The organism is Kitasatospora sp. NBC_01250 (genome assembly GCF_036226465.1).
Taxonomy (GTDB): domain Bacteria; phylum Actinomycetota; class Actinomycetes; order Streptomycetales; family Streptomycetaceae; genus Kitasatospora.
Genome location: NZ_CP108476.1, coordinates 6127341 through 6139740, shown reverse-complemented (window position 1 = coordinate 6139740; position 12400 = coordinate 6127341). Strand labels below are relative to the sequence as shown.

The following is a 12400-nucleotide window of genomic DNA, read 5'->3' as shown; positions in this document are numbered from 1 at the left end:
GGTCAGTTCCCCCCGGTCGGCGAGTCGGACGGCTGCTGCGGGGCGCCGGAGGGCTGCGCCGCGGGCGCGGCCGGCGGCTGGGCGGGGGCCGCGGGGGTGGGGCTCGGCGGGGCCGGCGGCAGCACCGAGTCCCTGGGGTCGGTGCGCGGCGGCACCACGACCACCCCGACCAGGTCCAGCCGGGTGAACGAGACGAACGGGTCGACCAGCACGGTCTTGGTCAGCTCGCCCGGCGTGGCCTGCACCTGGGTGACGGTGCCCACCGGCACGCCCGGCACGAACGGACGGCCGTTCTGCGAGCCGAAGGTGACCAGCCGGTCGCCCGGCTTGACCTGCGCCTTGCCGTTGAGCAGCTGGACCTTCATCGGACCCTGGCCCTGCCCGGCCGCGAAGCCGATCTCGCCGCTGCCCTCCATCCGGGTGCCGGCGGTGAAGCCGGGATCGGTGGCGAGCAGCACCGTGGCAGTGGTCGGGGCGACCGTGGTGACCCGGCCGACCAGGCCCTGACCGTTGATCACGGTCATGTCCCGCTGCAGGCCGTCGTCGCTGCCCGCGTCGATGGTGATGGTCCAGGAGAAGCCCTGGGCCGCGCCGATGGCGATCACCTGCGCGGCCTTGATGGTGTATCCGCCGGACCCGGCGGTGCGCAGCATGTCGTCCAGCTGCTTGGTCCGCCCGGTGGCGGTGTCCGAGGAGGCCAGCTTCTGGCGCAGCTCGGTGTTCTCGGCGCCGATCTGGTCCAGCCGCTGCTGCTCGGTGCCCGAGTCGCGGATCGCCCGCACCGTGCGGGCTATCGGATCGACGGCCCCCGCGGCGCCGCGCTCCGCCGGACCGAACAGGTCGGCGGCGGTGCGGCGGGCGCCGTTCAGCGGGGAGCTCTCACCGCCCTTGATGTCCACGGTGATCAGCGCGAAGGCTACGGCCACCAGCAGGACGAGCAGCAGTCGGCTCTCTCGTGTGTCCCTCACGGCGACGAGGCTGCCCCTTCTGAATGTGTCGGGTCTGACAGGGTGTCTAACGACGCGGCTGCGCGTCCAGTACCTGCTGCAGGGCCTCGAACTCCTCGACGCAGCGGCCCGAACCGAGCGCCACCGAGTCCAGCGGGTTCTCCGCGATGTGGATCGGCATCCCGGTCTCCCGGCGCAGCCGCTCGTCCAGCCCGCGCAGCAGCGCACCGCCGCCGGTCAGCACCACGCCGCGGTCCATCACGTCGCCCGCCAGCTCCGGCGGGCACTGGTCCAGGGTGGTCTTGACGGCGTCGATGATCGAGTTGACCGGTTCGTCGATGGCCTCGCGGACCTCGGCGGCGGAGATCACCACGGTCTTCGGCAGGCCGCTGACCAGGTCCCGGCCGCGGATCTCGGCGTGCTCGTCCTTCTCGTTCTCCGAGCCCCAGGCCGAGCCGATGCTCATCTTGATCTGCTCGGCACTGCGCTCGCCGAGGAGCAGCGAGTACTCCTTCTTGATGTGCTGGACGATCGCGTTGTCCAGCTCGTCGCCGGCCACCCGGATCGACTGCGCGGTGACAATGCCGCCCAGCGAGATGACCGCGACCTCGGTGGTGCCGCCGCCGATGTCCACCACCATGTTGCCGGTGGCCTCGTGGACCGGCAGACCGGCGCCGATCGCGGCGGCCATCGGCTCCTCGATGATGTGGACCTGGCGGGCGCCGGCCAGGTGACTGGCCTCCACCACGGCGCGGCGCTCCACGCCGGTGATGCCGCTGGGCACGCAGACCACGACCCGCGGGCGGACCAGGTAGCGGCGGCGGTGGATCTTCTGGATGAAGTACCGCAGCATCCGCTGGGTGATCTCGAAGTCGGCGATCACGCCGTCCTTGAGCGGGCGGATGGCGATGATGTTGCCGGGCGTGCGCCCGATCATCTTCTTCGCCTCGGACCCGACCGCCAGGATGCCGCCGGTGTTGGTGTTGACCGCCACGACTGACGGCTCGTTCAGGACGATCCCCTTGCCCCTGACGTACACCAGCGTGTTGGCAGTGCCGAGGTCGATCGCCAGGTCACGGCCGATGAACGACAGATTGTTGGCCATGGAGTGTGGAACGCCTTCCCGAACTGGATGTCATGGGCAGGGAGTTGAGCCTCACACGAGGCCCGCACAGCAGCGCGCGAACCGCGCGCGCCGGGCCGTTCGGGCCCGTAGGGTGCCTCCATCGTAGCCACGCCCGGCGAGCTGGTCGGCGGGATGGGCATGGCGTCCATTCTCCGTCGCAGGATCGGTTCTCCCCGGATTGGGACGCCGTGTCGGACTATTCAGTTCCATATTTGAGGATCAGATTCCCACGGTTGGCTGAGCCTGAGCGGCTCGGCCGACCGCGGGCCGCCCCGATGCCGGGTCAGGCGTGGGCGGGAAAGAAGATCTTGATCTCGCGCTCGGCCGAAGCCTCCGAGTCCGAGGCATGGATCAGGTTCTCCCGGGTGATCGTGGCGAAGTCACCGCGGATGGTGCCGGGGCCCGCGGCCAGCGGGTCGGTGGCGCCGGCCAGCGCGCGCACGCCCGGGACCACGTTCTCGCCCTCGACGATCAGGGCGAGCGAGGGGCCGGAGGTCATGAACTCGAGCAGCGGCTCGTAGAACGGACGGCCGACGTGCTCGGCGTAGTGCGTCTCCAGCGTCGCCCGGTCGAAGGTGCGCAGCTCGACGGCGGCCAGTCGCCAGCCCGCCTTGCGCTCGATCCGGCTGATGATCTCGCCGGTCAGACCACGGCGGACGGCGTCGGGCTTGAGCAGGACGAGAGTGCGCTGGGTCACGGTGCGGCTCCAGAGGTTTCGGGGCTGAATGGTGTATGCCACTGCCCAGAGGTTACCTTGCGTGAACAGCGGGTCGGTGACCGCCACCGCGCGGGGGCAACCGGCGGCCGCCGACCGTTCTAGGCGGTGGCGCCGACGGTCGTGCGGCCCTCGCGCTCCGCCTTGATGACATCGATCTTGCGGCCGTAGTGCACCGAGCACCACCACAGGCCCGCGAAGATCACGCCCAGCGCGTACATCGTCGGCAGCAGCAGCCCGGCCGCGATCAGGCCCAGTTGGAGCGCCCAGCCGACGGCCACCGCGCCGCGGCGGGTGATCATGCCGCACAGCAGCACGCAGCAGAGCATCACCGCCCCGCTGACACCCCAGATCACGGCGGTCGAGACGTCCGTCATCTTCATCGCGACGCAGGCCGCGAAGAGCACCACGAAGACCTCGCCGATGAGCGTGGACGCACAGAGCGTACGCATCGTCACTTCCTCCCGAGCAGCAGGCGGGCCTCGCCCACGGTGATCACCGAGCCGGTGATCAGCACGCCGGAGCCGGTGAGATCGCCCTCCGCCTCGGCCAGCGCCACGGCGGCGTCGATCGCGTCGTCCAGCCGGGGCTCCACCTGCACCCGGTCCTCGCCGAAGATCTCCACGGCCTGGGCCGCGAGGTCGTCCACCGGCATCGCCCGGTGGGTGGTGTTCTGGGTGATGACCACCTCGGCCAGGATCGGCTCGAAGGCCTCCAGCAGGCCGGTGACGTCCTTGTCGCCGCTGGTGGCGATCACCCCGACGAGCCGGTTGAAGGCGAAGGCCTCGCCGACCGCGGCAGCGGTGACCCGCGCGCCGGCCGGGTTGTGCGCGGCGTCCAGCAGGATGGTGGGGCTGCGCCGGACGACCTCCAGGCGCCCGGGCGAGCTGACACCGGAGAAGGCGTGGCGCACCTTGTCGGCGTCCAGCTGGCCCTCGCGGGCCGCGCCGATGCCGAAGAACGCCTCCACCGCGGCCAGTGCGAGGGCCGCGTTGTGCGCCTGGTGCTCGCCGTGCAGCGGGATGAAGATGTCGCTGTACTCGCCCCCGCCGAGGCCGCGCAGGGTGATCAGCTGGCCGCCGACCGCGACCTCGCGGCTCAGCACCCCGAACTCCATGCCCTCGCGGGCCACCGTGGCGCCGACCTCGACCGAGCGGGCCAGGATCGCCTCGGCGGCGTCCAGCGGCTGCTGGGCGACCACCGCGAGGGAGTCGGGCTTGATGATCCCGGCCTTCTCGGTGGCGATCTGACCGGTGGTGTCCCCCAGGAACTTGGTGTGGTCCAGCGAGACCGGGGTGAGCACGGAGACGGCCGCGTCGATCACGTTGGTGGCGTCCCAGGTGCCGCCCATGCCGACCTCGACCACGGCCACGTCCACCGGCGCGTCGGCGAAGGCCGCGTACGCCATGGCGGTGAGCACCTCGAAGAAGGAGAGCGCGACGGGCTGCCGCTCGTCCACCATCCTGATGTAGGGCTCGATGTCGTTGTACGTCTCGACGAACTTCTCGACGCTGATCGGCTGCCCGTCCAGGCTGATCCGCTCCGTCACCGACTCCACGTGCGGGCTGGTGTAGCGCCCGGTGCGCAGCTCGAAGGCGTTCAGCAGCTGCTCGACCATCCGGGCCGTGGACGTCTTGCCGTTGGTACCGGTGATGTGGATGGACGGGTAGGCGCGCTGCGGCTCACCGAGGATGTCCATCAGGGCCGAGATCCGGTCCAGCGAGGGTTCGAGCTTGTTCTCCGGCCAGCGCCGGGAGAGTTCGGCCTCGACCTCCTGCAGGCCGGTCGGCTGGTCGCCGGCCTCCGCGTTGCTGGGACGGCTGGTGTACGGGTTCGGCCCGGCGGAGCTGGTCACCCGCCCAGTGTACGAGCGCGAGGCCCGCCCGCCCGCCGCGGGGCCGCCGGTGCGCCGCGGCGCTGGTGGCGCGTCCTCGGGCCGGCGGCGCGCTCAGCTGCGCGGACGGGTCAGACCGCGGCCGGTACCGGGCTCTGCCGCAGCCGCAGCTCGGCGAGCACTTCGTCGACCTCGTCCTCGGGGAGCAGCGGCAGCATCATGGCGACCGCCTGGAGCAGGCCGCCGAGCAGGAAGGTGGTGTCCGGGGTGGCGGCCACCAGCGCCCGCACCGCGGCCACCTGCCCGCCGCGCACCGCCTCGATCAGCCGCGCCGCGTCCGCCGACTCCTCGTCCACCAGCACCCCGATCTCGCCCTGCGGCGCCCGGCGGGCCAGCGAGCGCAGCACCCGGTCGCCGACCTCGGGGGCGTAGGCCTTGCGCACCGCCTCGGCCGCGACCCAGGCGAGCAGGGTGACCACCTCGCGTTCGGCCTGGTCGTCCAGCAACCGGTCCAGGGCCGTGTCGAAGGCGACCTGGTTGCCGTGCCGGAACGCGAGCAGCAATGTCGCGGCCCGTCCCTTTGCCTCCTCGACCCGCTGCGCAGGAAGTTCGCCGGCCAACTTGTGCGCTGTCACCATGCCCTGCCTTCCCTTCACGAGTGCCCGTACTCGGAACTTCAGCACACCGTATACGGGACGCCTTCGCAGGTCACCGGACCTGGCCGCAAGAAGTGGCAGAAGAACGGAAAAAGCCGGTCACGGGATTAAAGCAATCAGAAATTCCTCGCCCGATTACAAACCGAAACGCCACTGGCCGCACCCCGGTTGGGGGTGCGGCCAGTGGCGTGGTAGGGCGGGTGCGGCTGTCGGTCAGGCCTTGGGCAGGCCGGCCAGCTGCGCGGTGATGCGGGCGATGTCGGCCTCGGCCGCCTGCTGGCGGGCCCGGATCTTCACCACCACGTCCTCCGGCGCCTTGGCCAGGAAGCCCTCGTTGCCGAGCTTGGCGGCGGTCTGGGTGCGCTCCTTCTCGGCGACCGCGAGGTCCTTCTCCAGGCGCTTGCGCTCGGCGGCCACGTCGATGGTGCCGGACAGGTCCAGCGAGACCGTGGCACCGGCCACCGGCAGCGAGGCGGTGGCCGCGAAGCCGTCCTCGGGCCGGGTCAGGCGCAGCAGCGAGCGGATCGCGTCCTCGTGCGCCCCCAGCACCGTGCCGCCCAACTCCAGCTCGGCCGGGACCTTCTGGCCCGGCTTCAGGCCCTGGTCGGAGCGGAACCGGCGGACCTCGGTGACCACCTGCTGGACGGTGGCGATCTCCGCCTCGGCGGCGGCGTCGCGGAAACCGCTGTCCTTGGGCCACTCGGCGATCACCAGCGACTCGGCACCGGTCAGCGAAGTCCACAGCGTGTCGGTGACGAACGGGACGATCGGGTGCAGCAGTCGCAGGGTCACGTCCAGCACCTCGCCCAGCACCCGGCGCGCGGCGTCGGCCTGCGGACCGCCCTTGGCCAGGGTGGTCTTGGAGAGCTCGACGTACCAGTCGAAGACCTCGTCCCAGGCGAAGTGGAAGAGCGCGTCGGAGAGCTTGGCGAACTGGTAGTCGTCGTAGAGCGCGTCGACCTGGGCGACGGTCTCGTTCAACCGGGACAGGATCCAGCGGTCGGCCGCGGTCATCTCCTCGGAGGCCGGCAGCGGGCCCTCGACGGTGGCGCCGTTCATCAGCGCGAACCGGGTGGCGTTCCAGATCTTGTTGCAGAAGTTGCGCGAGCCCTTGACCCAGTCCTCGCCGATCGGCACGTCCGCGCCGGGGTTGGCGCCGCTGGCCAGGGTGAAGCGGACGGCATCGGCGCCGAACTCGTCCATCCAGTCCAGCGGGTCGACCGCGTTCGGGTTCGACTTGGACATCTTCTTGCCGAACTGGTCACGGACCAGACCGGTGAGCGCGATGGTGTGGAACGGCGCCTGGCCGTCCATCGCGTACAGGCCGAACATCATCATCCGGGCGACCCAGAAGAAGATGATGTCGTGGCCGGTGAGCAGCACGTCGGTCGGGTAGAACTTCTCCAGGTCCGGCGTCTGCTCGGGCCAGCCCAGGGTGGAGAAGGGCCACAGGCCGCTGGAGAACCAGGTGTCCAGCACGTCCTGGTCCTGGGTCCAGCCCTCGCCGGTGGGCGGCTGCTCGTCGGGGCCGACGCAGACGACCTCGCCGTCCGGGCCGTACCAGACCGGGATCCGGTGACCCCACCAGAGCTGGCGCGAGATGCACCAGTCGTACATGTTGTCGACCCAGTCGAAGTAGCGGCGCTCCATCTCCTTCGGGTGGATCTGGACCCGGCCGTCACGGACCGCGTCGCCGGCCGCCTGGGCCAGCGGCTCGACCTTGACCCACCACTGCAGCGACAGCCGCGGCTCGACGATGGTGTGGCAGCGCGAGCAGTGGCCCACCGCGTGCATGTAGGGGCGCTTCTCGGCGACGATGCGCCCCTGCTCGCGCAGCTCGCCGACCACGGCCGAGCGCGCCTCCAGGCGGTCCAGGCCGAGGAAGGGGCCGTGCACGGTGATCGCGCCGTGCTCGTCCATCACGGTCAGGTTGGGCAGGTTGTGCCGCTGGCCGATGGCGAAGTCGTTGGGGTCGTGCGCCGGGGTCACCTTGACCGCGCCGGTGCCGAACTCCGGGTCGACGTGCGCGTCGGCGACCACCGGGATGCGGCGGTCGGTCAGCGGCAGCGCGATGGTGCGCCCGATCAGGTGCCGGTAGCGCTCGTCGTCCGGGTGGACGGCCACCGCGGTGTCGCCCAGCATGGTCTCGGCGCGGGTGGTGGCCACCACGATCGAGTCGTCGCCGTCGCCGTAGCGGATCGAGACCAGCTCGCCGGGGCTGTCCTCGTGCTCGACCTCGATGTCGGAGAGCGCGGTCAGGCAGCGCGGGCACCAGTTGATGATGCGCTCGGCGCGGTAGATCAGGCCGTCGTCGAAGAGCTTCTTGAAGATGGTCTGGACGGCGCGCGAGAGGCCCTCGTCCATGGTGAAGCGCTCCCGCGACCAGTCCACGCCGTCGCCGAGGCGGCGCATCTGACCCAGGATCTTGCCGCCGTAGTTCTCCTTCCACTCCCACACCTTCTCGACGAAGGCCTCGCGGCCCAGGTCGTGGCGGGACTGGCCGGAGGCGGCGAGCTGCTGCTCCACCCGGTTCTGGGTGGCGATGCCGGCGTGGTCCATGCCCGGCAGCCAAAGGGCCTCGTAGCCCTGCATCCGCTTACGGCGCGTCAGGGCGTCCATCAGGGTGTGCTGGAAGGCGTGGCCCAGGTGCAGCGCGCCGGTCACGTTCGGCGGCGGGATCACGATCGTGTAGGGGGGCTTGTCGCTCTTGGCGTCGGCGGTGAAGTAACCGCGCGATACCCAGCGCTCGTACAGCTCGCCCTCTACCTCGCCGGGAGCGTAGGTGGTCGGGAGGGCTGCGGCGTTGTCCACGGACACGTCCGTGGAGTTGCCCTCGGACGTGTCGTCGGTGGGGCGCTGGTTCGTCTTGTCGGTCACGACGCACAGTTTACGGAACCGGAGGTAATGCCCTGTGCCCGCGCGCTGTGCGATAGCGTGCCGGTGCTCGGACACACGGTCGGCCGAGCCCGGCGAGGCCGGTGGAGCACGGGTGTTGCGCCGCACGGGCGGCGGGGGAGCGAGAGCGCATGTACGGCCAGGGTCAGCCGCAGTATCCGCCGCCGGGGCAGCCGCAGTATCCGCCGCCGGGCCAGCCGCAGCCCGGCTACGGCCAGCCGGCGTACGGGCAGCCGCAGCCCCAGCCCGGGTACGGTCAGCCACAGCCCGGCTACGGCCAGCCACAGCCTGGGTACGGGCAGCCCCAGCCGGGGTACGGCGTCCCGCCGCAGCAGCCCTACCCGCCGCAGCCGCAGGCCGGTTGGGGCCAGCAGCCGCAGTACGCGGGGGGCTACCCGCCGGCGCCCAAGAAGGGCAAGGGCGGTGTGGTGGTCGGCGTGGTGGTCGGCGTCCTGGTGCTGGGCGGTGGCGGTTTCGCCGCCTACAAGTTCCTGGGCTCCGCCGCGGCCGGCAGCTACAAGCTCTCCGCCCCGCAGACGCTGGCCGGCGGCTACACCCAGAAGAGCGCCAAGAGCGCGCCGGCGGACCCCGCCAAGAGCGCGAGCCTGGGCAGTGACATCACCGCCATGTCGGCCAGCTACGCCAATGACGCCGATCCGGGCGACACCATCACGGTCGGCGGCGACTACGGCAAGCTGGGCGACCCGGACAAGGCGATCTCCAACTTCTCCAGCCAGATGACGCAGAGCGGCGCCACCTGGACCACGCCGCTGACCAGCTACTCGGGCGGCAGCAACAAGGACGACGCGACGCTCAAGTGCGGAGTCCTGGACTTCAAGATCCCCGGTGCCCCGGACGCCGGCGGCCAGTCGGTCTGCATCTGGGCCAGCCACTCCACCATCGCCAGCGTGAGCTTCACGAAGCTGAGCGGGATCAAGGTGGTGGCCCTCCCGCCGGCCGACGCCGCCAAGAAGGCCGAGGCCATCCACGACGCCATGGTGGTGGCGAAGTAGCCCCCGGGGCTGACAGCGCCGCAACGCCCAGGGGGCCCGCGACCGGTTCGGTCGCGGGCCCCCTGGCGTTACCGCCGCCGGGCGGTGGGAGGTCAGGCGCTCTTGTCGCGGCGCTCGCGCTTGATCATGTCGCGCGGGACCAGGGTCGGGATCGCGTGCTTGGAGACCACGTCGCCGGTGACCACCACGCGGGCGACGTCCTGACGCGAGGGGACCTCGTACATCACGGACATCAGCACCTCCTCCATGATGGCCCGCAGCCCACGCGCGCCGGTGCCGCGCAGGATCGCCTGGTCGGCGATCGCCTCCAGCGCGTCACGGCTGAACTCCAGCTCCACGCCGTCCAGTTCGAAGAGCTTGCGGTACTGCTTGACCAGCGCGTTCTTCGGCTCGGTGAGGATCTGCAGCAGCGCCTCGCGGTCCAGGTTGTGGACGCTGGTGATCACCGGCAGCCGGCCGATGAACTCCGGGATCATGCCGAACTTGACCAGGTCCTCCGGCATCACCTGGCGGAAGTGGTCGCTGGCGTCGCTCTCCCGCTTGGAGCGGATGTTGGCGCCGAAGCCGATGCCCTTGCCGCCGGCCCGGCCCTCGATGATCCGCTCCAGGCCGGCGAACGCACCGCCCACGATGAACAGCACGTTGGTGGTGTCGATCTGGATGAACTCCTGGTGCGGGTGCTTGCGGCCGCCCTGCGGCGGGACCGAGGCGGTGGTCCCCTCCAGGATCTTCAGCAGCGCCTGCTGGACGCCCTCGCCCGAGACGTCGCGGGTGATCGACGGGTTCTCGCTCTTGCGGGCGACCTTGTCGATCTCGTCGATGTAGATGATCCCGGTCTCGGCCTTCTTGACGTCGTAGTCGGCCGCCTGGATCAGCTTGAGCAGGATGTTCTCGACGTCCTCACCGACGTAGCCGGCCTCGGTGAGGGCGGTGGCGTCGGCGATGGCGAACGGCACGTTCAGCATCCGGGCCAGGGTCTGCGCGAGCAGCGTCTTGCCGGAGCCGGTGGGGCCGAGCAGCAGGATGTTGGACTTGGCCAGCTCGATGGCGTCCTCGCGGCCGCTGCCGCGCCCCGCCTCGCCGGCCTGCACCCGCTTGTAGTGGTTGTAGACCGCCACCGAGAGGGCCTTCTTGGCGAGGTCCTGGCCGACCACGTACTGGTCCAGGAACTCGTAGATCTCGCGGGGCTTCGGAAGCTCCTCGAAGCGCACCTCGGAGGACTCGGCGAGTTCCTCCTCGATGATCTCGTTGCACAGGTCGATGCACTCGTCGCAGATGTACACGCCTGGGCCGGCGATGAGCTTCTTCACCTGCTTCTGCGACTTGCCGCAGAACGAGCACTTGAGCAGGTCGCCACCGTCTCCGATGCGTGCCACGAGGTGCTTCCCCTTCGCCAGGGGCCCCGCGGGGGTCCGGGGCCTGGTGCTGTGGACCGCGGCCGCCACAGGCGGCGGCAGGTCTCGGTACCGACGGTACTCTGCCACCTCGCAGAATCCGTCGTCTTCGACAGCTCTGCCCTACGCCCTGGGCGAATTGATACCGAACAGATGCCGGCGGGCCGAGCAGGTTCTGTGGGCCGGAGCCCGGGCGGGCGGAGCGTACTCACCGGTACGCTCCGCCCGGATCCGCGGTGGGACTCAGTCGGTGAGCGAGGCCTTGCGCGTCGAGATGATCTGGTCGATCAGCCCGTACTCCAGGGCCTCCTCGGCGGTGAGGATCTTGTCGCGCTCGATGTCCTCGCGGACCTGCTCGATCGCCTTGTTGGAGTGCTTGGAGAGCATCTCCTCCAGCTGCTCGCGCATCCGGAAGATCTCCTTGGCCTGGATCTCCAGGTCGGAGACCTGGCCGCGGCCGGTCTCGGTGTACGGCTGGTGGATCAGGATGCGGGCGTTGGGCAGCGCCATCCGCTTGCCGGGGGTGCCGGCGGCGAGCAGCACGGCCGCGGCGGAGGCCGCCTGGCCCATGCAGACGGTCTGGATGTCCGGCTTCACGTACTGCATGGTGTCGTAGATCGCGGTGAGCGCGGTGAACGAGCCGCCGGGCGAGTTGATGTACATCTGGATCTCGCGGTCCGGGTCCATCGACTCCAGGCAGAGCAGCTGGGCCATGATGTCGTTCGCCGAGACGTCGTCCACCTGGGAGCCCAGGAAGATGATGCGCTCCTCGAAGAGCTTGGCGTACGGGTCGTACTCGCGGATGCCCTGCGAGGTGCGCTCGACGAAACGCGGAACGATGTAGCGGCCTTCTGCGCGGGCGCCCTGGTACTCGCCGCGGGGGGTGTAAAGGGGGTTCATTGCGGGTCCGTCCTCCGGAAGCGTGCCGACGTGTCTGGGATGCGGGGCAAGGGCGCTCAGGCGCCGGTGCCACCGCCGCCGGGGACGTCCGCGGCGCTGTGCATGATGTCGTCGATCAGGCCGTACTCCTTGGCCTGCTCGGCGGTGAACCAGCGGTCGCGGTCGGAGTCCTTGGTGATCTGCTCGAAGGTCTGGCCGCTGTGGCTGGCGATCAGCTCGGACATCCGCTGCTTGGTGCGCAGCAGCTGCTCGGCCTGGATCCTGATGTCGGTGGCCGAGCCGCCGAGGCCCGCGGAGGGCTGGTGCATCAGGATGTTGGCGTTCGGCAGCGAGAACCGCTTGCCCGGAGTGCCGGCGGTGAGCAGGAACTGGCCCATCGAGGCCGCCATGCCCATCGCGATGGTGACCACGTCGTTCTTGATGTACTGCATGGTGTCGTAGATCGCCATGCCGGCCGTGATCGAGCCGCCCGGGGAGTTGATGTAGAGGTAGATGTCCTTGTCCGGCTCGGCGGCCAGGAGCAGCAGCTGGGCGGTGATCTTGTTGGCGATCTCGTCGTCCACCTGCTGGCCGAGGAAAATGATGCGCTCGTTGAGCAGCCGGTTGTAGACCTGGTCGCCCAGTCCGCCGAGCACGTCACCACCGGCGGCGCGCGGCGTCATGAGGCCAGGCATCTGCATCTGCGGGAACGTCACTTAGCCACCTGCTCAGTCGATTCGGACGGCCCATCTGGTTCGACCGTCGCTACGTCACATACGGGGTCCGGGGCTGGGCTTCCTGGGCATGGACCCACGTCAGGCCACCCCGCCCGCGCTGTTGAAAGCTTGCTTTCGTCGACCCTAACGCGCAGGCGAGGCCCGACCATCCCCCACGCTGAACTGTTCGCTGTGAGCGCAGGGTAGCGGCCCGGGAAGCCGGTG

At 70.2% G+C, this 12400-nt stretch carries 11 protein-coding genes; 1 reads left to right on the top strand and 10 read right to left on the bottom strand.

The features are described from left to right. Positions 1-2: 2 nt before the first annotated feature. The 7 genes from mreC to OG500_RS25865 form a co-directional block, all read right to left on the bottom strand. Positions 3-968 (bottom strand): rod shape-determining protein MreC, encoded by a 966-nt coding sequence (gene mreC, locus OG500_RS25895; protein WP_327069211.1) that lies wholly within the window; start codon positions 966-968, stop codon positions 3-5. A gap of 46 nt (positions 969-1014) precedes the next feature. Next, on the bottom strand, positions 1015-2040 hold the full coding sequence (locus OG500_RS25890; RefSeq protein ID WP_281404108.1) for a rod shape-determining protein: 1026 nt from the start codon (positions 2038-2040) through the stop codon (positions 1015-1017). Positions 2041-2356: 316 nt separating this feature from the next. Further along, positions 2357-2770 carry a nucleoside-diphosphate kinase gene (gene ndk / locus OG500_RS25885; protein WP_327069210.1) on the bottom strand — a complete coding sequence of 138 codons (414 nt, stop codon included), beginning with the start codon at positions 2768-2770 and terminating at the stop codon, positions 2357-2359. 119 nt (positions 2771-2889) lie between these two features. Further along, entirely contained in the window at positions 2890-3240 is a 351-nt protein-coding gene (locus OG500_RS25880) for a DUF4233 domain-containing protein (RefSeq protein WP_327069209.1), read from the bottom strand. Between the two features lie 2 nt (positions 3241-3242). After that, positions 3243-4643 carry a bifunctional tetrahydrofolate synthase/dihydrofolate synthase gene (folC, locus tag OG500_RS25875; protein WP_442789228.1) on the bottom strand — a complete coding sequence of 467 codons (1401 nt, stop codon included), beginning with the start codon at positions 4641-4643 and terminating at the stop codon, positions 3243-3245. Positions 4644-4753: 110 nt separating this feature from the next. Beyond that, entirely contained in the window at positions 4754-5260 is a 507-nt protein-coding gene (locus tag OG500_RS25870; protein ID WP_327069208.1) for a hypothetical protein, read from the bottom strand. Between the two features lie 231 nt (positions 5261-5491). Then, positions 5492-8155, bottom strand: coding sequence for a valine--tRNA ligase (locus OG500_RS25865; RefSeq protein ID WP_442789227.1), 2664 nt, complete (start codon positions 8153-8155; stop codon positions 5492-5494). Between the two features lie 149 nt (positions 8156-8304). On the opposite strand from OG500_RS25865, the gene OG500_RS25860 reads away from it, so the two are divergent. Then, positions 8305-9186 carry a hypothetical protein gene (locus tag OG500_RS25860; protein ID WP_327069207.1) on the top strand — a complete coding sequence of 294 codons (882 nt, stop codon included), beginning with the start codon at positions 8305-8307 and terminating at the stop codon, positions 9184-9186. 92 nt (positions 9187-9278) lie between these two features. On the opposite strand, the gene clpX is transcribed toward OG500_RS25860, so the two are convergent. From clpX to OG500_RS25845, 3 genes are all read right to left on the bottom strand, one after another. Further along, the gene (gene clpX, locus OG500_RS25855) at positions 9279-10562 is read right to left on the bottom strand and encodes an ATP-dependent Clp protease ATP-binding subunit ClpX (protein ID WP_327069206.1); all 1284 of its coding nucleotides are present in this window, start codon (positions 10560-10562) and stop codon (positions 9279-9281) included. Between the two features lie 261 nt (positions 10563-10823). Further along, positions 10824-11480 carry an ATP-dependent Clp protease proteolytic subunit gene (locus OG500_RS25850; RefSeq protein ID WP_327069205.1) on the bottom strand — a complete coding sequence of 219 codons (657 nt, stop codon included), beginning with the start codon at positions 11478-11480 and terminating at the stop codon, positions 10824-10826. A 56-nt stretch (positions 11481-11536) separates the two neighbouring features. Beyond that, a complete protein-coding gene (locus tag OG500_RS25845) occupies positions 11537-12154 on the bottom strand; it encodes an ATP-dependent Clp protease proteolytic subunit (RefSeq protein WP_442789363.1) in 618 nt (205 codons plus the stop codon). Positions 12155-12400: the final 246 nt, after the last annotated feature.

Excerpts from the sequence above, each read along its gene's own strand:
- OG500_RS25860 (WP_327069207.1), top strand. The coding sequence starts at position 8,305 with ATGTACGGCCAGGGTCAGCCGCAGTATCCGCCGCCGGGGCAGCCGCAG.
- OG500_RS25845 (WP_442789363.1), bottom strand. The coding sequence starts at position 12,154 with ATGCCTGGCCTCATGACGCCGCGCGCCGCCGGTGGTGACGTGCTCGGC.
- OG500_RS25870 (WP_327069208.1), bottom strand. The coding sequence starts at position 5,260 with ATGGTGACAGCGCACAAGTTGGCCGGCGAACTTCCTGCGCAGCGGGTC.
- OG500_RS25880 (WP_327069209.1), bottom strand. The coding sequence starts at position 3,240 with ATGCGTACGCTCTGTGCGTCCACGCTCATCGGCGAGGTCTTCGTGGTG.
- OG500_RS25850 (WP_327069205.1), bottom strand. The coding sequence starts at position 11,480 with ATGAACCCCCTTTACACCCCCCGCGGCGAGTACCAGGGCGCCCGCGCA.